General features: G+C 57.5%; 19 protein-coding genes. 10 read left to right on the forward strand and 9 right to left on the reverse strand.

The annotated features are described in order from the left end of the window. Positions 1–34: 34 nt before the first annotated feature. Positions 35–553 carry a bifunctional 3-hydroxydecanoyl-ACP dehydratase/trans-2-decenoyl-ACP isomerase gene (gene fabA, locus ACLH1I_RS05935; RefSeq protein WP_004201428.1) on the forward strand — a complete coding sequence of 173 codons (519 nt, stop codon included), beginning with the start codon at positions 35–37 and terminating at the stop codon, positions 551–553. A gap of 68 nt (positions 554–621) precedes the next feature. Here the strand turns inward: fabA and rmf are convergent, their stop codons facing one another. The 6 genes from rmf to rlmKL all read right to left on the reverse strand — a co-directional run bounded on the left by rmf (position 622) and on the right by rlmKL (position 8,540). Continuing rightward, positions 622–789, reverse strand: coding sequence for a ribosome modulation factor (gene rmf, locus ACLH1I_RS05940; protein WP_002898396.1), 168 nt, complete (start codon positions 787–789; stop codon positions 622–624). A gap of 252 nt (positions 790–1,041) precedes the next feature. Continuing rightward, positions 1,042–1,605: a membrane integrity-associated transporter subunit PqiC gene (gene pqiC, locus ACLH1I_RS05945; RefSeq protein ID WP_004201425.1), complete on the reverse strand. Its 564-nt coding sequence runs from the start codon at positions 1,603–1,605 to the stop codon at positions 1,042–1,044. Further along, positions 1,605–3,242 carry an intermembrane transport protein PqiB gene (pqiB, locus tag ACLH1I_RS05950; protein ID WP_004201423.1) on the reverse strand — a complete coding sequence of 546 codons (1,638 nt, stop codon included), beginning with the start codon at positions 3,240–3,242 and terminating at the stop codon, positions 1,605–1,607. Before pqiB ends, pqiC begins: the two co-directional genes overlap by 1 nt. Further along, positions 3,232–4,500 (reverse strand): membrane integrity-associated transporter subunit PqiA, encoded by a 1,269-nt coding sequence (gene pqiA, locus ACLH1I_RS05955; RefSeq protein WP_004201422.1) that lies wholly within the window; start codon positions 4,498–4,500, stop codon positions 3,232–3,234. The genes pqiB and pqiA overlap by 11 nt, the downstream gene beginning before the upstream one ends. A 14-nt stretch (positions 4,501–4,514) precedes the next feature. Further along, positions 4,515–6,422, reverse strand: a complete 1,908-nt coding sequence (locus ACLH1I_RS05960) for an ABC transporter ATP-binding protein (RefSeq protein WP_032455795.1) — start codon at positions 6,420–6,422, stop codon at positions 4,515–4,517. Positions 6,423–6,434: 12 nt separating this feature from the next. After that, on the reverse strand, positions 6,435–8,540 hold the full coding sequence (gene rlmKL, locus ACLH1I_RS05965) for a bifunctional 23S rRNA (guanine(2069)-N(7))-methyltransferase RlmK/23S rRNA (guanine(2445)-N(2))-methyltransferase RlmL (RefSeq protein WP_049092771.1): 2,106 nt from the start codon (positions 8,538–8,540) through the stop codon (positions 6,435–6,437). 99 nt (positions 8,541–8,639) lie between these two features. Between rlmKL and ACLH1I_RS05970 the strand changes: the two genes are divergently transcribed. Then, positions 8,640–9,749 (forward strand): YcbX family protein, encoded by a 1,110-nt coding sequence (locus tag ACLH1I_RS05970; RefSeq protein ID WP_064794438.1) that lies wholly within the window; start codon positions 8,640–8,642, stop codon positions 9,747–9,749. Here ACLH1I_RS05970 and zapC read toward each other — a convergent pair. Both zapC and pyrD read right to left on the reverse strand, forming a co-directional pair. Beyond that, positions 9,746–10,288: a cell division protein ZapC gene (gene zapC / locus ACLH1I_RS05975; RefSeq protein WP_002898308.1), complete on the reverse strand. Its 543-nt coding sequence runs from the start codon at positions 10,286–10,288 to the stop codon at positions 9,746–9,748. The two genes, ACLH1I_RS05970 and zapC, sit on opposite strands and share 4 nt — an antisense overlap. A 169-nt stretch (positions 10,289–10,457) precedes the next feature. Then, on the reverse strand, positions 10,458–11,468 hold the full coding sequence (gene pyrD, locus ACLH1I_RS05980) for a quinone-dependent dihydroorotate dehydrogenase (RefSeq protein WP_004201417.1): 1,011 nt from the start codon (positions 11,466–11,468) through the stop codon (positions 10,458–10,460). A 248-nt stretch (positions 11,469–11,716) separates the two neighbouring features. Between pyrD and ssuE the strand changes: the two genes are divergently transcribed. The 5 genes from ssuE to ssuB are packed head-to-tail and all read left to right on the forward strand — an operon-like array spanning position 11,717 to position 15,961. Next, complete coding sequence (ssuE, locus tag ACLH1I_RS05985; protein ID WP_004201416.1) at positions 11,717–12,292, forward strand: NADPH-dependent FMN reductase; 576 nt, start codon at positions 11,717–11,719, stop codon at positions 12,290–12,292. Beyond that, a complete protein-coding gene (locus ACLH1I_RS05990) occupies positions 12,285–13,247 on the forward strand; it encodes a sulfonate ABC transporter substrate-binding protein (RefSeq protein ID WP_198080167.1) in 963 nt (320 codons plus the stop codon). The genes ssuE and ACLH1I_RS05990 overlap by 8 nt, the downstream gene beginning before the upstream one ends. Further along, positions 13,244–14,389: an FMNH2-dependent alkanesulfonate monooxygenase gene (gene ssuD, locus ACLH1I_RS05995; protein WP_004201414.1), complete on the forward strand. Its 1,146-nt coding sequence runs from the start codon at positions 13,244–13,246 to the stop codon at positions 14,387–14,389. The genes ACLH1I_RS05990 and ssuD overlap by 4 nt, the downstream gene beginning before the upstream one ends. 10 nt (positions 14,390–14,399) lie before the next feature. Then, positions 14,400–15,191 carry an aliphatic sulfonate ABC transporter permease SsuC gene (gene ssuC, locus ACLH1I_RS06000; protein ID WP_004201413.1) on the forward strand — a complete coding sequence of 264 codons (792 nt, stop codon included), beginning with the start codon at positions 14,400–14,402 and terminating at the stop codon, positions 15,189–15,191. Then, positions 15,188–15,961: an aliphatic sulfonates ABC transporter ATP-binding protein gene (gene ssuB / locus ACLH1I_RS06005; protein WP_004201411.1), complete on the forward strand. Its 774-nt coding sequence runs from the start codon at positions 15,188–15,190 to the stop codon at positions 15,959–15,961. The genes ssuC and ssuB overlap by 4 nt, the downstream gene beginning before the upstream one ends. A gap of 204 nt (positions 15,962–16,165) precedes the next feature. On the opposite strand, the gene pepN is transcribed toward ssuB, so the two are convergent. Beyond that, positions 16,166–18,781, reverse strand: a complete 2,616-nt coding sequence (gene pepN, locus ACLH1I_RS06010) for an aminopeptidase N (protein ID WP_017899454.1) — start codon at positions 18,779–18,781, stop codon at positions 16,166–16,168. A gap of 326 nt (positions 18,782–19,107) precedes the next feature. Here pepN and pncB point away from each other — a divergent pair, with 326 nt between their 5' ends. The 3 genes from pncB to ompK35 all read left to right on the forward strand — a co-directional run bounded on the left by pncB (position 19,108) and on the right by ompK35 (position 23,550). Further along, positions 19,108–20,310, forward strand: coding sequence for a nicotinate phosphoribosyltransferase (pncB, locus tag ACLH1I_RS06015; protein ID WP_004201408.1), 1,203 nt, complete (start codon positions 19,108–19,110; stop codon positions 20,308–20,310). 165 nt (positions 20,311–20,475) lie between these two features. After that, positions 20,476–21,876 (forward strand): asparagine--tRNA ligase, encoded by a 1,401-nt coding sequence (gene asnS / locus ACLH1I_RS06020; RefSeq protein ID WP_017899452.1) that lies wholly within the window; start codon positions 20,476–20,478, stop codon positions 21,874–21,876. A gap of 591 nt (positions 21,877–22,467) precedes the next feature. Then, positions 22,468–23,550 carry a porin OmpK35 gene (gene ompK35, locus ACLH1I_RS06025; protein ID WP_004201406.1) on the forward strand — a complete coding sequence of 361 codons (1,083 nt, stop codon included), beginning with the start codon at positions 22,468–22,470 and terminating at the stop codon, positions 23,548–23,550. Positions 23,551–23,643: the final 93 nt, after the last annotated feature.

The raw sequence follows: 23,643 nt of genomic DNA on the forward strand, positions 1-23,643 counted from the left end.
GCGTCCCGAACTTAAAATAAGGCTTACTGAAAACATGGTAGATAAACGCGAATCCTATACAAAAGAAGATCTTCTTGCCTCTGGTCGTGGTGAACTGTTCGGTGCGAAAGGCCCGCAGTTGCCGGCGCCAAACATGCTGATGATGGACCGCGTCATCAAAATGACCGAAACCGGTGGTAACTACGACAAAGGTTATGTTGAGGCCGAACTCGACATCAACCCGGACCTGTGGTTCTTCGGTTGCCACTTTATCGGCGATCCGGTGATGCCGGGCTGCCTGGGCCTGGATGCCATGTGGCAGCTGGTGGGTTTCTATCTCGGCTGGCTCGGTGGCGAAGGCAAAGGCCGCGCGCTGGGCGTTGGCGAAGTGAAATTCACGGGTCAGGTTCTGCCGACCGCGAAAAAAGTGACCTACCGCATCCACTTCAAGCGCATCGTTAACCGTCGTCTGATTATGGGCCTTGCGGATGGTGAAGTGCTGGTTGACGATCGCCTGATCTACACCGCAAGCGATCTGAAAGTGGGTCTGTTCCAGGATACTTCCGCTTTCTGATAACGTTCAGCAGCGATTAAAAGGCGAAGCCCCCGCTATGCGGAGGCTTCTTTTTTAAAGAGACAGTGTCAGGCCGTTAGTACCCTGTCCTCCATGGCTTCTCGCCAGCCTCCCAGCCACCATGAGCGTTGATTCAGGCTCTGGTATGGACACATTTCTTTCGATCTTCCTGCGATACCCGCCTGATATCCGCGTTGATGTGCCCGTTCCAGGCGATCTCGTTTTTGTCTCTTCATGCCTCGTTTCCCTCATTCTTTGATCTGGTGGAAAAGAAAACAGTGGTCGCAAATTATGCAGCCACGGGTTACGAATACCGCGAAATGAAGGCAACGTCAATGCGCAAAATTCACGCCATTGTCATATTTGTGACCTATATAAGAGTTCATTTTTTGTTCATCTGACACACCGGCCGGTAACGAACTGACCTGACAAAAAAAAGCCGTGCGGCTCAGATGAACCGCACGGCAGATCAGCGTGATGAATTTTACTTATGGCAGACGGTTAAGCTCGCTGGCAATGGCCGCCGCCTCCTGGCTCCACGCCTGCGCCAGGGTCTTGACCATCGCGTCATAACCATCCTGATCCTGCTTAAGCACGATGTTGAACGGGCGCTTGATCAGCTGTCCCTGATGCTTCAGCAGCCACTCACCGCTGACGATAACCCGTCCGTCGTAGCGTCCGTGAAAGCCATTGACCGCGACGTTGAGCGTATCCTGCTCGCTACCCAGCGGCTGGGATGACACCACCCAGCCCGGCAGCTGTTGGCTCAGGTTCGCCACCAGCGTGGTGCGCAGCTGCTGGTCCAGTGGGCTGGCCCACAGATTATTATTGGCGATCACATACTGCACGTCGGTGGTCTGATAGACCACCCCGTTACCCGCCAGGTAATCCGGGATGCTGACCTGCTCAACCCACAGCAGACGCGCCCCCTGGCTGGCGGCGCTCTGTGCGCCGCCCTGCGCCACCGGCAGCTGGTAATATGTTTTGCTTTCGCCGCCGCTACTGCACGCCGTCAGCACGCATACGGCTGCCGCCAGTAACCATTTTTTCATTATTTCGCTCCCTTCGGCTGTGGGTCTTTTTTATCCTTCGCCTCAAATACCAGCGCATTGCTCTTATCATTGAGCGTTTTCAGGACCGGCTGCAATTCACGCAGCACCTGATCCAGACGCTGCATATCGGCCACCATCTTATTGTAGGCCGCGGAGCCCGGCTGGAAGCCCTGCATGCTGCGGTTCAGCTCGCGCAGCGTCGTCTGCATATCAGCAGGTAACTGCTGCATCGACTGGCTGGAGGTGATCTTATTCAGACTATCCAGCGTGGTCTGCACGTGCTGCATGGTCTTCTCGCTCTGCGCCAGGGTGCTGGTCGCCTGCTCCAGTAACGGATTGAGCGGCAGGTTATTAATCTTATCCAGCGCATCCATCAGACGCTGCTGGATCTGCGCCAGACCACCGCTGATGGTCGGGATAATCGGATAGCCGTTAAACTCCTGAATTTTCCCGCGCGGCGGCGCCTTCGGATAGAAGTCGAGATCGATATACAGCGCGCCGGTCACCAGGTTACCGGTTTTCAGCGAGCCGCGCAGTCCGCGGTTGATCAGATCGTCAATATGGGCACGAATATTCGGATCGCCGCCCAGCTGGTTAATCAGACGTTGCGGTTCCACCCGCACTTCCACCGGAATGCGATAATCGTCGTTCAAACGCTGCTTCAGACCGGGAATGAAGAACGGCACTTTGCCGACGGTTCCCAGACGGATGCCGCGGAACTCCACCGGCGCGCCCGGCTGCAGGCCGCGAACCGAGTCTTTGAAGAACATGACATAATCGATATGCTCGGTAAAGACCGAATCCTGGATGCTCTTCTGATCGTCAAATAAATGGTATTCCGTTTTATTTGCCACCGGCTCGCCGAGATCCAATCCTTCAGGAATATCGAAGCTCACGCCGCCGCCAAACAGCGTCGACAGCGAACCCATCTCGACGCGCATCCCCGCCGAAGTCAAATCTACAGCGATGCCGCTGTCCTTCCAGAAGCGGACATTGGTGGTCACCAGGCGGTCATTGGGCGCATTGATAAACAACTGATAAGTGATACGACGTTTCTGGGTGTCGAAGGTGCTGGTTTCCACCGACCCCACGCGATAGCCGCGGAACAGCACCGGATCGCCCGGCGACAGCTGCCCCGCCTTGCTGCTTTCCAGCAGAATACGGATCCCCTTGGCATCCGGCGAGGCCAGCGGCGGAGAATCCAGTAGCGGATACTGCGCTGGCACCGAACCTTTCGTCCCAGGCTGCAGTTCAATATAGGCCCCGGACAACAATGTCCCAAGACCGCTGATCCCCTCGCGCCCTACCTGCGGTTTCACCACCCAGAAGACGGAATCGTTGTGCAGTAATTTCTGCATCCCTGAGTTGAGGCGGGCTTTGATTTCCACGTGGGTTAAATCGTCGGTCAGCGTCGCGCTCTCCACTACCCCAACGTCCACGCTGCGGCTCTTGATGCGGGTTTTTCCCCCTTCAATCCCTTCCGCGTTGGTGGTGATCAGCGTGACCTCAGGGCCCTGATGGCTGTAATGATAGAACAGGATCCACGCCCCGATCAGCGCAGTGACGATAGGAAAGATCCACACCGGTGACCAGTTCTTCACCTTCTGCACTTTCGCTTCTCCGCTCTTATTTTCCATGTTGTTGTATTTCCTCATGGCTTGAATCTGGCTCACGATCCCACAGTAAACGGGGATCAAACGTCATGGCTGAAAACATGGTCATCACCACCACCAGCGCAAACATCACCGCGCCGATAGCGGGATAGATATTCATCAACCCTCCCATGCGCACCAGCGCAGAGAGTACGGCGATGACAAAAACATCAATCATTGACCAGCGGCCAACAAATTCCACCACTTCATAGATCAGATGCATACGTTCCGAATCGCGCTCACCGTTGCCATTGGCGTTCCAGCACAGCCAGGCAATAGCGATCATTTTCAGCGTCGGCACCATAATACTGGCGATAAAGATCACCAGCGCCACCGGATAAGAACCTTCGCTCCACAGTAAAACTACCCCAGCCATAATGGTCGACGGCATTTTATCGCCCAACAGATCGGTGATCATGATCGGCATAATATTGGCAGGAAGATAAAGGATAAATGAGGTCACCAGCAGCGCCAGCGTCCACTGCAGGCTGTTTTTACGCCGCGCCGTTCCTTTACTGTGACAGCGCGGGCAGATCGTCAGATCGGCCGGCAACACCGCCGTGCAGCACGCGCAGGAGCGCAGCCCCTGGCGGATACCGGCCACACCGACCTTCAGCGGTTGGGTAATGGCCGGCATGGGGGCGATATCATCCCACAGCCAGCGGCGGTCGACGCACTGAAAAGTACGTAACTGCAGCAGGCAAAACATACACCACGGCACAAAACTCAGACCGATGCCGATATCGCCGTAGGCCATCAGCTTGACGAAGCTCACCAGCACGCCGGCAAGAAAGATCTCCGCCATGCCCCAGGTTTTCAGGTGGAACAGAATACGCGCAAGGAACGCCTTGAGACCGGCGGGCATTCTGACCCGATTGACCAGCAGCAGAATGGTGACCAGGCAAAACGCCGGTACCAGCTGCACAAAGAGTAAAAAGAAAGTGCCGAGGCTGGCGTAATCCTCGGTAAATAACACATTGGGAATTTCCAGTAGCTCTATTTCGCTGCTGATCCCGCCCACTTTCATATAGATGAACGGAAACAGGTTGGCCAACAGCAGCATAAACAGCGCAACCAGCGCATACGCCGTGGGACGCTGGCGAGGCGCGTCCCACGTGGTGGTTAATGTTGTACCGCAGCGCGGACAAGCGGCTTTCTGGCGATGCTCAAGCTGCGGCAAAGCCACCAGCAAATCACATTGGGGACATAAAATATGTCGCGCAGCATGATGATGATCGCACATGACAACTCCTCGGCTCAGGCGCCGTTCTTTAATCCTTCGAGATATTCCCAGCGTTCAAAGGCCGCTTCCAGCGCCTGTTCCGCTTCGGCCAGCTTTGCCAGCACCTGCTGCGTGCGATCGTGCGGTTGTCCAAAGAATTCGGGATCGGCCACCTGCTCCTGCAGCGTCTGCAGTTCGGCCTCGAGGGCTTCCAGCTTCTGCGGCAGCTGTTCCAGCTCGCGCTGCAGGTTATAGCTTAGTTTGTTCCCGCCGCGTTTGACAGTTTCTGCTTTTGGCTGAGCGACTTCCAACGTTTTTTTCGCTGCCGGCTGCTTCTGCGCCAACGACTGGGCCTGCTGTCCGCGGGCGTCGTGATAGCCGCCGATATATTGGCCGATGCGACCGCCGCCTTCGAAGATCCAGCATTCGGTTACGGTGTTATCCACGAACTGACGATCGTGGCTCACCAGCATCACGGTGCCCTGATAGCCATCGATCAGCTCTTCCAGCAGCTCCAGCGTTTCGACATCCAGGTCGTTTGTCGGTTCATCGAGAATCAACAAGTTGCTGGGTTTCAAAAACAGCCGCGCCAGCAGCAGGCGGTTACGTTCCCCGCCAGAGAGCGCCCGCACCGGGGTCATCGCCCGTTTCGGATGGAACAGGAAGTCCTGCAGATAGCCCAGCACATGGCGCGGCTTACCGTTAACCATCACCTCCTGCTTACCTTCCGCAAGGTTATCCATCACCGTCCGGTCCGGATCCAGCTCTGCGCGGTGCTGGTCGAAGTAGGCGACTTCCAGTTTGGTACCGACGTGGATCCGCCCGCTGTCGGCCTGCAGCTGGCCAAGCATCAGCTTCAGCAGCGTGGTTTTCCCACAGCCGTTGGGGCCAATCAGGGCAATCTTGTCGCCGCGCTGGATCTGCGCGGAGAAATCTTTCACCAGCACTTTGCCATCAACCTGATAGTTGACGTTCTCCATTTCGAAAACGATTTTGCCGGAGCGCGAAGCCTCTTCAACCTGCATCCTGGCACTGCCCATCACTTCCCGGCGCTCGCCGCGCTCACGACGCATCGCCTTCAGGGCGCGAACGCGGCCTTCGTTACGCGTGCGGCGCGCTTTGATCCCCTGACGGATCCACACCTCTTCCTGAGCGAGCTTGCGGTCGAATTCCGCATTCTGCAGTTCTTCAACCCGCAGGGCTTCTTCTTTATCCAGCAGATACTGATCGTAATCGCCCGGGTAGGTCACCAGCTTGCCGCGATCGAGGTCGACGATGCGCGTCGCCATATTGCGGATAAAGGAGCGGTCGTGCGAAATAAAGATAATGGTGCCTTTAAAGGTTTTCAGGAACCCTTCCAGCCAGTCGATGGTTTCGATATCCAGGTGGTTGGTAGGTTCATCGAGCAGCAGCACGCGCGGCCCGCTGACCAGCGCGCGGCCCAGCGCCGCTTTACGCAGCCAGCCGCCGGACAGGGATGCCAGTTGGGCATTGGCATCAAGGCCAAGCTGCTCAATCACTTCGTTAATGCGGCTGTCCAGCTGCCACAGCCCCAGGTTATCGAGCTGCTCCTGCAGGCGCGCCAGTTCATTTAAATTTTTGTCGCTCGGATCGGTCATGACCTGATGTGATACGTCATGGTAGGCCTTCAGGTAGGCCGCCTGCTCGGCGATGCCTTCCGCGACAAAATCGTACACCGTACCGGCGACATTACGCGGCGGATCCTGCTGCAGACGCGCCACAATCAGATCCTGTTCATAAATAATGCGCCCGTCATCCAGCCCCTGCTCGCGGTTGAGGATCTTCATCAGGGTCGATTTACCGGCGCCGTTGCGTCCGACGAGGCAGACGCGTTCGTTATCTTCGATATGCAGCTCGGCATTATCCAGCAGCGGCGCATCGCTGAAGGAAAGCCAGGCGCCATGCATACTAATCAGTGACATTCTTTATTCCTTTCAGGCTGCGGTAATCAGCCAGCAGTTGTGGATCTGACGGTTGCGGGCAAAATCCTGCGACAGCGTTTTTTGCGAAATCTCTTGCGCCTTCAGGCCAAGCGCCGCCAGCCCGTCATGATCCATACGGAAACCGCGTTTGTTATTCGAGAACATAATGGTGCCGCCTTTACGCAGCAGACGTTTCAGATCGGTCATCAGGCGAATGTGATCGCGCTGGACGTCGAAAGCATCTTCCATTCGTTTGGAGTTGGAGAAGGTCGGCGGATCGATAAAGATCAGATCGAACTGCTCGGTGCTCTCCCGCAGCCAGCCCAGGACGTCCGCCTGCATCAGGCGATGCGCGCGGCCGGTCAGGCCATTGAGACGCAGGTTGCGTTCCGCCCACTCCAGATAGGTGCGCGACATATCCACCGTGGTGGTGGAGCGAGCGCCGCCGAGGCCGGCGTGGACGCTGGCGCTGCCGGTATAGGAGAACAGGTTGAGGAAATCCTTGCCTTTGCTCATCTGACCAAGCATACGGCGGGCGATCCGGTGGTCGAGGAACAGACCGGTATCCAGGTAGTCGGTGAGGTTGACCCACAGACGCGCGTTGTACTCCTGCACCTCGATAAAGTCGCCTTTCTCCGCCATCTTCTGATACTGATTTTTCCCCTTTTGCCGCTCGCGGGTCTTCAGCACCAGCTTGTTCGGCGCGATTCCTAACACCGCGATAGTCGCGGCGATAATATCGAACAGGCGCTGGCGCGCTTTATGCGCGTCGACAGTTTTCGGCGGGGCGTACTCCTGAACCACCACCCAGTCGGCGTAGCGATCGATGGCCACGTTGTATTCCGGCAGGTCAGCATCGTACAGGCGATAGCATTCAATGCCTTCCTGACGGGCCCATTTTTCAAACTTCTTCAGGTTCTTACGCAGACGGTTAGCAAAATCTTCCGCCAGCATCGCCGGCTTGCCGCCTTCGCTCTCCGCCAGGTGATAATTCTTCTGCACGCAGTCCAGCGGGCCGTTCTTGGCTTTAAACTGTTTGTCGGCGCGCAGCTGCAGGCAGCTTAACAGCTCCGGCGAGGCGCTGAACACCGACAGGTTCCAGCCGCCAAACTGACTTTTCATGATCCGGCCCAGCAAGCTGTGCAGGGCGATCAGCGCCGGCTCGCTTTCCAGACGCTCGCCGTACGGCGGGTTGCTGATCACGGTGCCGTACGGGCCTTTCGGCAGCGGATTATTCAGTTGGGCGACGTCTTTGACTTCAAAATCGATCAGCTCGCCGATGCCGGCCCGACGGGCGTTGCGGCGGGCGCGGTCAATGACGCGTGCGTCGACATCGGAGCCATAGAAGCGTGACCCATATGCCGCCAGCCCCTGACGGGCGCGGGTTTGCGCTTCCGCTTTGACCTCTTTCCAGATGGCGTCGTCGTGCTGCGCCCAGCCGCCAAAGCCCCAGTGGCCGCGGTGCAGGCCCGGCGCGCGGTCGGTCGCCAGCATCGCCGCCTCAATCAGCAGGGTACCGGAGCCGCACATCGGATCGAGCAGCGGGGTGCCCGGCACCCAGCCGGAGCGCATCACGATCGCCGCCGCGAGGTTTTCTTTGATCGGCGCCATACCGGTGCCATCGCGGTAGCCGCGCAGGTGCAGGCCTTCGCCGCTCAGATCCAGCGAGATGTGCGCCGTCTCTTTGTTCAGCCAGACGTTGATCCGCAGATCGGGCGACTCACGATCGACGTTCGGGCGCGGCAGATTCTTACGGGTGAAGCTGTCGACAATAGCGTCTTTGACCTTCAGCGCGCCGTACTGGCTGTTGCGGATCTCCTCATTGAGACCGCTAAAATGCACCGCGAAGGTGGCGCCAGGGTTGAACATCTCCGTCCACGGAATGGCCTGTACGCCGAGGTACAGATCCAGATCGCTGTATACGCGACACTCGCCCAGCGGCAGCATGATGCGCGAAGCCAGCCGGCTCCACATCAGGCTCTGATACAGCAGGCGCGTATCCCCCTGAAAATGGACCCCGCCCTGGACTACCTGGCAGTCCGTCGCGCCAAGCCCTTCCAGTTCAGTTTTTAACAGCTCTTCCAGCCCACGAGCCGTACTGGCAAACAGAGAATTCATATCGTCACTTTTACTTAAAGAAAATTGGTGCGCATTATAGCCAATATGTGCCCTATGTCATAAAGTTATAGGCTTATTTTTGGAACCCGGAGGCAGCGTATGGTAACGCTCTCGCGTCTTTTTATTCATCCCGTTAAATCCATGCGCGGCATGGGCCTGACCCACGCCTTTGCCGATATCAGCGGCCTGGCCTTCGATCGCCTGTTTATGGTCACCGAAACCGACGGCACCTTTATTACCGCCCGTCAGTTTCCGCAAATGGTGAAATTTATTCCGGCGCCGCTGCATGATGGCCTTCACCTGACCGCACCGGACGGCAGCAGCGCCGTGGTGCGTTTTAACGATTTCGCCCCTCAGGCCGAACCGACAGAAGTCTGGGGCAACCATTTTACCGCCCTTATAGCGCCCGCAGCGGTTAATCAGTGGCTCAGCGGCTTTTTCAATCGCGACGTCCAGCTGCGCTGGCTGGGGCCACAGTTAACCCGCCGGGTGAAGCGCCACGATGCGGTACCGCTCTCCTTCGCCGACGGCTACCCTTACCTGCTGGCGAACGAGGCCTCCCTGCGCGATCTGCAGCAGCGCTGCCCGGCCAGCGTATGCATAGAACAGTTTCGCCCTAATCTCGTGGTCACCGGCGCGGCGGCCTGGGATGAAGACAGCTGGAAAGTGATCCGCGTCGGCGAGGTGGTATTTGACGTCGCCAAACCGTGCAGCCGCTGCATTTTTACCACCGTCAGTCCGGAGCGCGGGCAGAAGCATCCCAGCGGAGAGCCGCTGGAAACCTTAAAGCGCTTCCGCACCGCGCAGGATAATGGCGATGTCGACTTTGGTCAGAACCTGATTGCCCGTAACAGCGGCGTGATCCGGGTGGGGGATGAAGTGGAAATCCTCGCCCGCGGCCCGGCGAAAGCCTACGGCGCCGGCGAAAGCGACGATACCCCGGCTCCCGAGGCGCAGCAGCAGGCCACGGTTGCCATTGAATGGCAGGGTCAACAATTTACCGGCAATAACCAGCAGGTGCTGCTGGAACAACTGGAGCAACAGGGCATTCGCGTACCCTACTCGTGTCGGGCGGGGATCTGCGGCAGCTGCCGCATCCGTCTTGAAGAGGGGGAAGTGAGTCCGTTAAAGAAAAACGCGGTCGCCGGAGATGGCACCATTCTCGCCTGCAGCTGCGTGCCGAAAACGGCGCTGCGCCTGGCGCCTTAAACCGCCTGCCCCAGGCTGTAGCTGACCGCGCTCTGCGCCGGCTGCAGCCTGTCGTTCATGATTTTAATGACATCGCCCAGCTGCATAACCCGGCCGGCAAGCGTAAGACCCGGCTGAGCCAACAGACAGAGCGCGGCATTATCGCCCGGCTCCACCACCAGTAAATTCACCTGCTCGCCGGTATCGCTCAGCCAGACGCAGGCCGCGTCGCCGCCGCTCGGCTGCCAGTGATGGGTATGGGCGATAAAGTGCCAGCTTTTCGGCATCTGCGGTTTGAGAAAACGGATGGCGGTGAGCGCGTTAAGGACTAATTCCGCACGCTGCTCTTTCGATAGCTCGAGATCGCGACATTTTTCTTCAAAAGAGAAATAGAGCGCGGCGTCATCAACGCAGAATCCCGATGGGGCAAAGGCGTCCGGCGTCAGCATGCGCCGGGCGAAGCGCGAGCGAAATAACATGCCATTGGCCAGATCGAGCATCATGCGGTCGTGCTCTTCATCGTAATACCAACGCCAGTTATCGTCAGGTTTAATCCGCATTTTTCCCCCTGTCCCCTTTCATACGCCTCTGCAAAGCTGTTGCGACTTACCGCAGAATATTTTCTAAAATTAAGAAAAGTCTAAAATGTTTAAATAAGCAACAGTGAGGAAATATAAAACCACCAGGGCCGGAAATAAAGCCCTGGGTGGGATTCAAAGGGGGAAAAGATTAGATGTGGGTAACAATTTCTTTAATCAGCGGCGGACCTTTAAAAATAAATCCGGAATAAATCTGCACCAGCGATGCCCCAGCGGCCATCTTTTCCCGCGCGGCAATCACGGAATCAATACCGCCCACGCCAATGATAGGCAAACGGCCATTCAACTCTGCGGAGAGCATGCGAATAATTTCGGTACTCTTTAATTGTAATGGACGACCGCTAAGCCCGCCGGTCTCATCGCAATGTTTCATTCCCTGGACCAGAGAACGATCGAGAGTAGTATTGGTGGCAATCACCCCATCAATATTATGACGCACGAGGCTATCGGCAACCTGGATCAATTCCTCAGGCAAAAGATCCGGCGCGATCTTCACGGCGACCGGAACATATTTTTGATGCTTCTGCTGCAGCTCAAGCTGCTTATTTTTAATACCGGAGAGTAAATCGTCGAGCGCTTCGCCGTATTGCAGCGTGCGCAGCCCCGGGGTGTTCGGCGAGGAGATATTAATGGCGATATAGCCAGCGTAGGGATAGACTTTTTCCATACAAATCAGGTAATCATCTTTCCCGTGCTCAACCGGCGTATCTTTATTTTTACCGATATTGATGCCCAGCACGCCGTCAAAATGCGCCTTTTTCACGTTCTCGACCAGGTTATCGACGCCATGGTTATTAAAGCCCATGCGGTTGATCAACCCCTCAGCATCCACCAGACGGAAGATCCTTGGCTTATCGTTGCCCGGTTGCGGACGCGGCGTCACGGTGCCGATCTCAATGGAGCCAAAACCCATCGCGCCCAGCGCGTCAATGCATTCCCCGTTTTTATCCAGCCCGGCCGCCAGACCCAGCGGGTTTTTAAAGGTCAACCCCATGCAGGTGACAGGCCTGGCCGGCACCTTCTGGCGAACCAGGATTTCCAGCGGCGTCCCGGTGACACGGCGTAATTGTTGAAAAGTAACTTCATGAGCGCGCTCAGGATCGAGCTGAAAAAGGGCTTTACGAACGAAGGGGTAGTACATGAACTCTCCTGGATTCCCGGTGTGCAAACCGGGGGCGTATTATGTGCGATCTGTTGCGGAAAGGGAATTGACCTGCGACAAAAAATCCCCCATCAGCGCAAACGATTACCTCCCCGCGCGCCGTTATGCGCTTTTCGGCTATCTAACGGTGGATAAATCATTTAGGGAAATAATGGCCCTCTGTCACACTCACTATAAATGTTATCAATTATAGATAAATGCAAACATTTAGTTATAAGGAGAGAGAGATGCGCGTCATTACGCTTGCGGGCAGCCCGCGTTACCCTTCCCGTTCCAGCGCCCTGCTGGAATATGCCAGAGAGACGCTCACCGCCGCCGATATCGAAGTCTGCCACTGGCATCTGCAGAACTTTGCCCCGGAAGACCTTCTCTACGCTCGCTTTGACAACCCGGCGCTGCAGACGCTCAATGAGCAGCTGGCCGGGGCTGACGGCTTGATCATCGCCACGCCGGTGTATAAAGCCTCGTTTTCCGGCGCCCTGAAAACGCTGCTCGACCTGCTTCCTGAGCGGGCGCTGGAGGGCAAAATCGTACTGCCGCTGGCCACCGGCGGCACCATCGCCCACATGCTGGCGGTGGACTACGCCCTGAAGCCGGTGCTGAATGCCCTCAAGGCTCAGGAGATCCTCCACGGCGTCTTCGCCGACGACAGCCAGGTGACCGATTACCAGCACAAGCCGCAGTTTACCCCGAACCTGCAGCGGCGCCTCGATGAAGCCCTCGAGACCTTCTGGCAGGCGCTGCACCGCCCCAGCAGCCGCGCGCCGTCATTAACGTCTCTGCGTGGGGTGGAACATGCTTAATCCTCTCCGCGCTCTGACCCTCGGCGGACTGCTGCTCTTTTCCACCCTGGGCCACGCCGCCCCGGCGGCGCCTGACGCCCTGCGCATCGGTTATCAGAAAGGCAGCGTCAGCATGGTGCTGGCGAAAAGCCATCAGCTGCTGGAGCAGCGCTACCCAAAGACCCATATCTCGTGGATAGAATTCCCGGCCGGTCCGCAGATGCTGGAGGCGCTGAACGTTGGCAGCATCGATATCGGCAGCACTGGCGACATTCCGCCTATCTTTGCGCAGGCGGCGGGCGCCGATCTGGTGTATATCGGTTCGGAACCGCCCAAGCCCAAAGCGGAAGTGATTCTGGTGGCGCAGGGCAGCCCGATTCATAACGTTGCTGAGCTGAAAGGAAAAAAGGTCGCTTTTCAGAAAGGCTCCAGCTCCCACAATCTGCTGCTGCGCGCCCTGCAGCTGGCAGGTTTGAAGTTTAGCGACATTCAGCCGGTCTATCTCGCCCCCGCCGATGCGCGCGCCGCCTTCCAGCAGGGCAATGTCGACGCCTGGGCGATCTGGGATCCGTATTACTCCGCCGCGCTGCTGCAGGGCGGCGCCCTGGTGCTAACCGACGGAACCGACCTGAAACAGACAGGATCCTTCTATCTCGCTTCCCGCCCTTACGCTGAACGCAATGGCGCCTTTATTGAGGGTGTACTCGATACCTTTACGCAGGCCGATGCCCTGACCCATAGCCAGCGCGCGCAAAGCATTACGCTGCTGGCGAAAACGATGGGGTTACCGGAGGCGGTGATCGCCAGCTACCTGGACCATCGTCCCCCCACCTCGGTTACCCCGGTGAGCGTCGAAACCGCCGCTCGCCAGCAGCAGACGGCCGACCTGTTCTATGAGAACAAGCTGGTGCCGAAAAAAGTTGATATCCGGGCCCGCATCTGGCAGCCCGCCGCCGCACAAGGAGCGAAATCATGAGTCTGAATATGTTCTGGTTTTTACCGACCCATGGTGATGGTCGTTATCTGGGTACCGAAGAGGGAGCCCGTCCGGTCGATTATGGCTATCTGCAGCAAATCGCGCAGACGGCGGATCGGCTGGGGTTCACCGGCGTGCTGATCCCGACCGGGCGCTCATGTGAAGATGCCTGGCTGGTTGCGGCCTCGATGATCCCGGTAACGCAGCGGCTGAAATTTCTTGTCGCCCTCAGGCCAAGCGTGGTGTCGCCGACGGTGGCCGCGCGCCAGGCGGCGACCCTGGACCGACTGTCAAACGGCCGGGCGCTGTTCAATCTGGTCACCGGCAGCGATCCCGCCGAGCTGGCTGGCGACGGTGTCTTCCTCGACCACACCGAGCGCTATGAGGCCTCGGCTGAATTTACCCACATCTGGCGCAAGCTGATGGAAGGGGAAACTGTCACCTTTAACGGTAAGCATCAGCGCGTTCGCGACGCTAAACTGCTGTTTCCGCCGCTCCAGCAGCCGCGTCCGCCGCTCTATTTCGGCGGCTCGTCTGAGGTGGCGCAGGATCTGGCCGCTGAGCAGGTCGATCTCTATCTTACATGGGGGGAACCACCGGCCCAGGTGGCAGAGAAAATTGCTCAGGTGCGGGAGAAAGCCGCCCGGCACGGTCGCCGGGTGCGTTTCGGCATCCGCCTGCATGTGATCGTGCGGGAAACCAATGAGGAAGCCTGGCAGGCAGCGGACAGCCTTATCTCTCATCTTGATGATGAGACTATCGCCCGCGCCCAGGCAGCCTTCGCCAGAACCGACTCCGTCGGCCAGCAGCGGATGGCGGCCCTGCACAATGGCCGACGCGATAAGCTGGAAATCAGCCCCAACCTGTGGGCTGGCGTCGGTTTAGCGCGCGGCGGCGCCGGGACCGCGCTGGTGGGCGATGCCGCCACCGTGGCCGAACGGATCAATGAGTACGCCGCGCTGGGTATCGATAGCTTTATCTTCTCCGGTTATCCGCATCTGGAAGAGGCGTATCGGGTCGGCGAGCTGCTGTTCCCGCTGCTCGACGTCGCGGTGCCGTCTGTCCCGCAGCCGCAAAGCCTGCGCCTGCAGGGAGAAGCCGTCGCTAACGAGTTTATCCCGCGTAAAGTGGCGCAGAGCTGAGGAGGTCGTGATGGCAAAATCAACCCATCCCCTGTTATTACGCCTCGCCCCCTGGCTGCTGCCGGTGGGAACGGTCATTGTCTGGCAGCTGGCCTCGTCCGTCGGCTGGCTGTCGACGCGGGTGCTGCCCTCGCCGGAGGGCGTATTGAAAGCGTTCTGGACCCTCTCGGCCAGCGGTGAGCTGTGGCAGCATCTGGCCATTAGCTCGTGGCGGGCGCTGGTCGGCTTCGCCATCGGCGGCTCCATAGGGCTGGTGCTAGGCCTGATCAGCGGTCTGTCACGCTGGGGCGAGCGCCTGCTGGACACGTCGATCCAGATGCTGCGCAATGTGCCGCATCTGGCGCTGATCCCGCTGGTGATCTTGTGGTTCGGCATCGATGAGACCGCCAAGATCTTCCTCGTATCGCTGGGCACCCTGTTCCCGATCTATATCAACACCTGGCACGGGATCCGCAATATCGACCGTGGACTGGTGGAGATGGCGCGCAGCTATGGTTTATCCGGCTTTGCTCTTTTCCGTCACGTGATTTTGCCCGGCGCCCTACCCTCGATTATGGTCGGCGTGCGTTTCGCCCTCGGTCTGATGTGGCTGACGCTTATTGTCGCCGAAACCATCTCGGCGAACGCCGGTATCGGCTACCTGGCGATGAATGCGCGTGAATTTCTGCAAACCGACGTGGTGGTGGTCGCCATCATTCTTTACGCCATTCTTGGCAAACTGGCCGACGTCAGCGCCCAGCTGCTGGAGCGGCTCTGGCTGCGCTGGAACCCGGCGTATCATCTTCAGGAGGCGAACGCATGAACACTGCCCGTCTAAACCCAGGTATCCCGCTGCTGCTGAACGGGGTGACTAAACGCTATGGCGACAACACCATTCTTAACGAGCTGGATCTGCATATCCCCAGCGGCCAGTTTGTGGCGGTGGTGGGCCGCAGCGGCGGCGGCAAAAGTACCCTGCTGCGCCTGCTGGCGGGCCTGGAAACCCCGAACGCTGGCGAGCTGCTGGCGGGCGCAACGCCGCTGGCGGCGATCCAGGACGACACCCGGATGATGTTTCAGGATGCACGCCTGCTGCCGTGGAAAACGGTGATTGATAACGTGGGGCTGGGGTTAAAAGGCGCCTGGCGCGAAGCCGCCCTGCAGGCACTGGCCAGCGTCGGACTCGAGAGCCGCGCCCAGGAGTGGCCGGCGGCGCTGTCGGGCGGGCAAAAGCAGCGCGTTGCGCTGGCCCGCGCCCTGATCCATCGCCCGCGCCTGCTATTGCTGGACGAGCCGCTGGGGGCGCTGGACGCCCTCACCCGTCTGGAGATGCAGGAGCTGATCGTCTCCCTGTGGCAGGAGCATGGCTTTACGGTCCTGCTGGTGACCCACGACGTCAGCGAAGCGGTGGCGATGGCCGACCGGGTGCTGTTAATTGAAGAGAAGAAGATCGGTCTCGATTTGAACGTGGATATTCCGCGACCGCGGCGCACCGGTTCGGCGAAGCTGGCCGAGCTGGAGGCGGAGGTACTGGATCGGGTGATGAAGCGCGGCAAGAGCGAGAGCGTGCCGCGTTTATTTAGTCATGGCTGACCGGAGTAACGGTCTGCTGTCAGAACGGGGGCATATCGTCATCCGACATGTCCCCGGCTCGCGCTTTGCTCAGCCGGGCGACCAACGACAAATCTGCCGCGTATTCCAGACCGGGTAAGCATCGCGCCACCCGACAACATCACTGCGGCACCAGGTAACCCGGACAGGGCGCAATGTGCGCCGCAATCCGGGTTTACGCCACGGTTACGCCAGCGCCTTACTGATTTTCTCGTACAGATCGCCTGAGAGATCCTTCAGACCCTTCAGCTGCTCCAGCGCGGCGCGCATCAGCGCCTGGCGTTTCTCATCGTAACGCTTCAGGCGAATCAACGGCTCAATCAGTCGCGATGCGACCTGCGGGTTGCGCTGGTTAAGCTCGGTCAGCATCTCCACCAGGAACTGGTAGCCGCTGCCGTCTTCCGCATGGAACGCCGCCGGGTTGCTGCTGGCGAAAGCGCCGATGAGCGACCGCACGCGGTTCGGGTTGCTCATGCTGAACGAACGATGGTTCAGCAGACCGCGTACCGTTTCGACCACATTGGCCGCCGGGCTGGTGGACTGCAGGATAAACCACTTGTCCATCACCAGGCCGTCCTGATGCCATTTGTCGTCATACTCCTGCATCAGCGCATCGCGGCACGGCAGCTCAGCGGCAACCGCCGCCGACAGCGCGGCCAGCGCGTCGGTCATGTTATCCGCCTGGTGATACTGCGCCGCCACCAGCTTATCGCCCAGCGTCGGTTCTGCGAATGCCAGATAGCGCAGGCAGGTATTGCGCAGGGCGCGCTTACCGATATCGGCATGCTCCACCCGGTAGCTGTCGAGCTTATTGGCGTTATATACCGCGAGGAATTCGTCCGCCAGCTCGTTCGCCAGGGTGCGGGTGAGCGCCTCGCGCACAGTGGCGATGGCGATAGGATCGATAATGGCGAACATCTCGGCGATTTCGTTGGCCGACGGCAGGGTTAAGATCTCGGCGGCCAGCGCCGGGTCAATCTTCTCGTCGAGCAGAATCGCGCGGAAGGCGTCCGCCACGTGCACCGGCAGCGACAGCGGCTGTCCCTGCTGATGACGGTTAACGTTCAGCTTGATGTAGGTCGCCAGCAGACTCTGCGCCGCATCCCAGCGCGAGAAATCATTCCGCGCATGGCGCATCAGGAAGGTGAGCTGCTGATCGCTCCACTTGTATTCCAGTTTCACCGGTGCTGAAAACTCGCACAGCAGGGCCGGTACCGGCTGGAAATAGACATTATCAAAGACGAAGGTCTGCTCAGCCTGAGTCACATTAAGCACCGGGTGCAGCGGATGGCCGCCCTTCTGCAGGGGGATCACCTTACCTTCGTTATCGTACAGCTCGATGGCAAACGGGATATGCAGCGGCTGCTTCTCGGCCTGCTCGGCGGTCGGCGGCGTACGCTGGCTGATGGTCAACGTATACTGCTCGGTCTCCGGATTATAGTCGTCATGGACGGTGACAATCGGCGTACCGGACTGGCTGTACCAGCGGCGGAAGTGCGACAGATCGACGTTCGAGGCATCTTCCATCGCCTGGACGAAATCGTCGCAGGTGGCGGCGCTGCCGTCATGACGTTCAAAATAGAGCTGCATCCCTTTCTGGAAGTTTTCTTCACCCAGCAGGGTGTGCAGCATGCGGATCACTTCGGCCCCCTTTTCATAGACCGTCAGGGTATAGAAGTTGTTCATCTCGATAACCATATCCGGACGGATCGGGTGCGCCATCGGGCTGGCGTCTTCGGCAAACTGCAGCCCGCGCATAGTGCGCACGTTGTTGATGCGGTTCACCGCCCGCGAGCCGAGGTCGGAGCTGAACTCCTGATCGCGGAACACGGTCAGCCCCTCTTTCAGGCTGAGCTGGAACCAGTCGCGGCAGGTGACGCGGTTGCCGGTCCAGTTATGGAAATATTCATGACCAATCACGCGCTCAATATCGAGGTAGTCTTTATCGGTGGCGGTATCGGTACGGGCCAGAACATATTTGGAGTTAAAGACGTTCAGCCCTTTGTTCTCCATGGCACCCATATTAAAGAAGTCGACGGCGACAATCATATAGATGTCGAGGTCATACTCGAGGCCAAAGCGCTCCTCATCCCATTTCATGGAGTTTTTCAGCGAGGTCATCGCCCACGGCGCGCGGTCGAGATTGCCGCGATCGACGTACAGCTCCAGCGCCACTTCACGCCCGGAGCGGGTGGTAAAAGTGTCGCGCAGGACGTCGAAATCACCGGCCACCAGCGCAAACAGGTAGCACGGTTTCGGGAATGGATCCTGCCACTGTACCCAGTGACGACCGTTCTCCAGTTCCCCTTCCGCCATACGGTTGCCGTTGGAGAGCAGGAACGGATATTTGGCTTTATCGGCTATAATTTTGGTGGTAAAGCGCGCCAGCACGTCCGGACGGTCCAGATACCAGGTGATGTGGCGGAAACCTTCCGCTTCACACTGGGTGCACAGCGCTTCGCCTGACTGATACAGGCCTTCCAGCGCGGTGTTCGCCGCCGGGCTGATCTCATTGACGATGGTCAGGGTGAAATGCTCCGGCAGGCCGCCGATCACCAGCTGATTGTTTTCTTCTTTATAGTCGCTCCACGGCTGTCCGTTCACCTGCAGCGAAATCAGAGTCAGATCTTCGCCGTCCAGGCGCAATGGCACATCAGACGCTGCCGCGTGGCGGGAGACCTTGCTCTCGGCCGTAACAACGGTTTTTGCGGCATCCAGGTCAAAGGTCAAATCGATATCGCTAATCAGATACTCCGGCGCACGATAGTCGTGGCGGTATTTGGCTTGGGGCTGTTGTGTCATAAAAAACCTTTCGCATCTTCGGTAAAGTGTCGTCCCAGTCTATTCCCGTTGTGTCAATCGCGCTATGCAGAATCTTCATCTTTTCAACGTGAAACACGGAAATCGCTACATTTTGTTAACACTCGCGGCACGAAATGCCCTCGACCCGACGCAAAGCTTGTGGTGTGATCCATGTTCAATATATTAAACTAGGCCTCGCAAATGACCGTCAGCGTCGCCATTGCTCGCCATCGCGGGACAGAGCCGGGTAATAAAGGTATACTCCGCCTCCTTTTTCCGCGTTGGTTTCGATGGAACGCTCCAGTGAGAGGATGCTACTGCGCACCATGACACAATTCACTTCTCCTGTACTGCACTCGCTGCTTGATACGGATGCCTACAAGCTGCACATGCAGCAGGCTGTCTTCCACCGCTACGGCGATGTACATGTGGCGGCGGAGTTTCGCTGCCGCGGAGACGACCTGCTCGGCATCTATGCCGACGCGATCCGCGAGCAGGTGGAGTCCATGCGCGACCTGAGGCTGCGGGATGATGAATATCGCTGGCTGTCCACCCTTCCTTTTTTTCGCCAGGATTACCTCGACTGGCTGCGCGATTTTCGCTATGACCCACGCCAGGTCACGGTCACCAATGACAACGGCAAGCTGAACATTCGCCTCACCGGCCCGTGGCGGGAAGCCATCATGTGGGAAGTCCCCCTGCTGGCGGTGATAAGCGAGCTGGTCCATCGCTACCGTTCACCCGAGACGGGCGTGGAACAAGCGCTAAACGCGCTTGAACATAAGCTAGGCGACTTCGCCACCATGACCGCTGACCTCGATATGAGCGCCTTCCGCCTGATGGATTTCGGCACCCGCCGTCGTTTTTCACGCGAGGTGCAGGAAGCCATTGTGCAACGCCTGCAGCAGGAGCCATGGTTTGTTGGCACCAGCAACTACGATCTGGCGCGCCGTCTCAACTTAACCCCGATGGGCACCCAGGCCCATGAGTGGTTCCAGGCTCATCAGCAGATCAGCCCGAACCTGGCCAGCAGCCAGCGGGCGGCCCTCGCCGCCTGGCTGGAAGAGTATCCTGACCAACTGGGCATCGCACTGACCGACTGCATCACCATGGATGCGTTCCTGCGCGATTTCGGTCCGGAGTTCGCCACCCGCTATCAGGGTTTGCGCCACGACTCCGGCGACCCGGTGGAATGGGGTGAAAAAGCCATCGCCCATTATCAGAAGCTGGGCATCGATCCGCTGAGCAAAGTGCTGGTCTTCTCCGATAATCTCGATCTGGCGAAAGCCGTCGACCTGTATCGCCACTTCGCCTCGCGGGTGAAGCTGAGCTTTGGGATCGGCACCCGTTTAACCTGCGATCTGCCGCAGGTTAAACCGCTCAATATCGTGATTAAGCTGGTGGAATGTAACGGCAAGCCGGTGGCGAAACTCTCCGACAGCCCGGGGAAAACCATCTGCCACGATAAGGCCTTCGTCCGCGCCCTGCGCGAAGCGTTCGACCTGCCGCCGATTAAAAAAGCGAGCTAATTTTCTTAAGGAGCCTTTCAGGCTCCTTTTTCTTTATTATTTATTGCCGAATTATCCGCTTATGATGCGAAATCTACTTGTCTGATGGAAGATGACAGGTAACATAGATATCCCCCCGCTGTAGGGGGAAGAGACTTTTTTATTGGACTATATAGAGAGATTATTATGAGCGTTGTGCCTGTAGCCGACGTACTCCAGGGCCGCGTTGCCGTTGACAGCGAAGTCACGGTCCGCGGATGGGTGCGTACCCGCCGAGATTCAAAAGCTGGCTTTTCATTCCTCGCCGTCTATGACGGTTCCTGCTTTGATCCTGTACAGGCCGTTATTAATAATTCTCTGCCCAATTACAATCAGGAAGTGCTGCGTCTGACCACCGGTTGCTCGGTGATTGTCACCGGTAAAGTCGTGGCTTCCCAGGGCCAGGGTCAGAGCTTTGAGATCCAGGCGACCAACGTGGAAGTGACCGGCTGGGTGGAAGACCCGGACACTTATCCGATGGCGGCCAAGCGCCACAGCATCGAGTATCTGCGTGAAGTGGCCCACCTGCGTCCGCGCACCAACCTGATCGGCGCGGTTGCCCGCGTGCGTCACACCCTGGCGCAGGCGCTGCATCGCTTCTTTGATGAGCAGGGCTTCTTCTGGGTCTCCACCCCGCTGATCACCGCCTCCGATACCGAAGGCGCTGGCGAAATGTTCCGCGTGTCGACGCTGGATCTGGAAAACCTGCCGCGTAACGATCAGGGCAAAGTCGATTTCGACAAAGACTTCTTCGGTAAAGAGTCGTTCCTGACCGTTTCCGGCCAGCTGAATGGCGAGACCTATGCCTGCGCGCTGTCGAAGATTTACACCTTCGGCCCGACCTTCCGCGCGGAAAACTCCAACACCAGCCGCCACCTGGCGGAGTTCTGGATGCTGGAGCCGGAAGTGGCCTTCGCCAATCTGAACGATGTTGCCGGCCTGGCGGAAGCGATGCTCAAGTACGTCTTTAAAGCGGTACTGGAAGAGCGCGCGGACGACATGCAGTTCTTCGCCGAGCGCGTTGATAAAGACGCTATCGACCGTCTGCAGCGCTTTATCACCGCTGATTTTGCGCAGGTGGATTATACCGACGCCGTCACCATTCTGGAAAACTGCGGCAAGCAATTCGAGAATCCGGTGTACTGGGGCGTGGATCTCTCCTCCGAGCACGAACGTTACCTGGCTGAAGAACACTTCAAAGCGCCGGTGGTGGTGAAAAACTACCCGAAAGATATTAAGGCGTTCTACATGCGCCTTAACGAAGACGGTAAAACCGTCGCGGCAATGGACGTCCTGGCGCCGGGTATTGGCGAGATCATCGGTGGTTCCCAACGTGAAGAGCGCCTCGACGTGCTTGACGCGCGTATGGCCGAGATGGGCCTGAATAAAGAAGACTACTGGTGGTATCGCGATCTGCGCCGCTATGGCACCGTTCCACACTCCGGCTTTGGCCTGGGCTTCGAGCGTCTGATCGCCTACGTGACCGGCGTGCAGAACGTCCGCGATGTCATTCCGTTCCCGCGGACCCCGCGCAACGCGACATTCTAAATTTTTCTGACATAAACCTGAAAGGCCAGCGCAAGCTGGCCTTTTTTTATGTCAATTACTGTTATCAAAATTCAACAAACTTAAACATCAAGGCCTCGAATTCACATTTATGTTACGCACTGTTTCGGTGCATCCTGGTGATACAGATCGCACTTTTTGTTCATAACAGAGCAAAACCCCTGATTAATTTGCTCATTTTTTAACCATACGCCGCACATCTTGCCAAGACAAAGGCTGAATAAAAAGAAGGCGAATTCAACACATAAAATGAGCAAATTTACCTTTATCCAAATTAATCATAAATATTTCATATAGATAGATATGGAAGGGCGATTTACCTCACCATGTGGAACGGAATTTTGATTAAGTTCACAAAGTTCCCCAAAATACATATTTAGTTACATGTTTTTTCGTTTTGTTACTCATATGAGATATTAGTAGCATTTTCCGGCTAGCGAAACGTTGTCGCGGATGGAAAGATGCCTTCAGACACCAAACTCTCATCAATGGTTCTGTAAGTTTTTATTGACAGAACTTATTGACGGCAGTGGCACGTGTTCATATAAAAAATATTAATGAGGGTAATAAATAATGATGAAGCGCAATATTCTGGCAGTGGTGATCCCTGCCCTGCTGGTAGCCGGTGCAGCTAACGCTGCAGAAATCTATAACAAAAACGGCAACAAACTGGACTTCTATGGAAAAATGGTCGGCGAGCACGTCTGGACCACCAATGGCGACACCAGCAGCGACGATACCACCTACGCCCGTATCGGCCTGAAAGGCGAAACTCAGATCAACGATCAGCTGACCGGCTACGGTCAGTGGGAATACAACATGGACGCCTCCAATGTTGAAGGTTCCCAGCCGACCAAAACCCGTCTGGCGTTCGCAGGTCTGAAAGCGGGCGAGTATGGTTCATTCGACTACGGCCGTAACTACGGCGCAATCTACGACGTCGAAGCAGCAACCGATATGCTGGTTGAATGGGGCGGCGACGGCTGGAACTACACCGACAACTACATGACCGGCCGTACCAACGGCGTGGCAACCTACCGTAACTCTGACTTCTTCGGTCTGGTTGACGGCCTGAGCTTCGCGCTGCAGTACCAGGGTAAAAACGACCACGACCGTTCGATTCACAAGCAGAATGGCGACGGCTTCAGCACCGCGGCGACCTACGCGTTCGACAACGGTATTGCGCTGTCTGCTGGCTACTCCGGTTCCAACCGTAGCGTAGATCAGAAAGCTGACGGCAATGGCGACAAAGCCGAAGCCTGGGCAACCTCTGCAAAATATGACGCCAACAACGTTTACGCGGCCGTCATGTACTCCCAGACTTACAACATGACCCCGGAAAACCAGGGTAACTACTTCGCTGGCAAAACCCAGAACTTCGAAGCCGTTGTACAGTATCAGTTCGACTTCGGCCTGCGTCCGTCCATCGGCTACGTACAGACCAAAGGCAAAGACCTGCAGGCGCGCGGCGGCTTCTCCGGCGGCGATGCGGATCTGGTTAAATACGTCGAAGTGGGTACCTGGTACTACTTCAACAAGAACATGAACGTCTATGCGGCGTACAAGTTCAACCAACTGGACGACAACGCTTATACGCGTGAAGCTGGCGTAGCGACCGACGACCAGGCGGCCGTGGGTATCGTTTACCAGTTCTAATTTGCAGTACACCCCTTCGTGATATGCCTTCAGAGCAGGACTTCGGTCCTGCTTTTCTCTATTCGTGAGGCAAAGATCGTATCTTTCGAAAAC

This window comes from Klebsiella sp. 1SOBk10mer (assembly GCF_046602535.1).
GTDB lineage: Bacteria > Pseudomonadota > Gammaproteobacteria > Enterobacterales > Enterobacteriaceae > Klebsiella > Klebsiella quasipneumoniae.

Bases quoted from the DNA above. Each gene is read 5' to 3' on its own strand.
- rlmKL (WP_049092771.1), bottom strand. From the start codon at position 8,540: ATGAATTCTCTGTTTGCCAGTACGGCTCGTGGGCTGGAAGAGCTGTTA.
- ssuC (WP_004201413.1), top strand. From the start codon at position 14,400: ATGGCAAAATCAACCCATCCCCTGTTATTACGCCTCGCCCCCTGGCTG.
- ACLH1I_RS05990 (WP_198080167.1), top strand. From the start codon at position 12,285: ATGCTTAATCCTCTCCGCGCTCTGACCCTCGGCGGACTGCTGCTCTTT.
- ACLH1I_RS05970 (WP_064794438.1), top strand. From the start codon at position 8,640: ATGGTAACGCTCTCGCGTCTTTTTATTCATCCCGTTAAATCCATGCGC.
- pqiB (WP_004201423.1), bottom strand. From the start codon at position 3,242: ATGGAAAATAAGAGCGGAGAAGCGAAAGTGCAGAAGGTGAAGAACTGG.
- ssuD (WP_004201414.1), top strand. From the start codon at position 13,244: ATGAGTCTGAATATGTTCTGGTTTTTACCGACCCATGGTGATGGTCGT.
- zapC (WP_002898308.1), bottom strand. From the start codon at position 10,288: ATGCGGATTAAACCTGACGATAACTGGCGTTGGTATTACGATGAAGAG.
- pqiC (WP_004201425.1), bottom strand. From the start codon at position 1,605: ATGAAAAAATGGTTACTGGCGGCAGCCGTATGCGTGCTGACGGCGTGC.
- ssuB (WP_004201411.1), top strand. From the start codon at position 15,188: ATGAACACTGCCCGTCTAAACCCAGGTATCCCGCTGCTGCTGAACGGG.
- pyrD (WP_004201417.1), bottom strand. From the start codon at position 11,468: ATGTACTACCCCTTCGTTCGTAAAGCCCTTTTTCAGCTCGATCCTGAG.
- pncB (WP_004201408.1), top strand. From the start codon at position 19,108: ATGACACAATTCACTTCTCCTGTACTGCACTCGCTGCTTGATACGGAT.
- asnS (WP_017899452.1), top strand. From the start codon at position 20,476: ATGAGCGTTGTGCCTGTAGCCGACGTACTCCAGGGCCGCGTTGCCGTT.
- ACLH1I_RS05960 (WP_032455795.1), bottom strand. From the start codon at position 6,422: ATGTCACTGATTAGTATGCATGGCGCCTGGCTTTCCTTCAGCGATGCG.
- ssuE (WP_004201416.1), top strand. From the start codon at position 11,717: ATGCGCGTCATTACGCTTGCGGGCAGCCCGCGTTACCCTTCCCGTTCC.
- rmf (WP_002898396.1), bottom strand. From the start codon at position 789: ATGAAGAGACAAAAACGAGATCGCCTGGAACGGGCACATCAACGCGGA.
- pepN (WP_017899454.1), bottom strand. From the start codon at position 18,781: ATGACACAACAGCCCCAAGCCAAATACCGCCACGACTATCGTGCGCCG.
- fabA (WP_004201428.1), top strand. From the start codon at position 35: ATGGTAGATAAACGCGAATCCTATACAAAAGAAGATCTTCTTGCCTCT.
- ompK35 (WP_004201406.1), top strand. From the start codon at position 22,468: ATGATGAAGCGCAATATTCTGGCAGTGGTGATCCCTGCCCTGCTGGTA.
- pqiA (WP_004201422.1), bottom strand. From the start codon at position 4,500: ATGTGCGATCATCATCATGCTGCGCGACATATTTTATGTCCCCAATGT.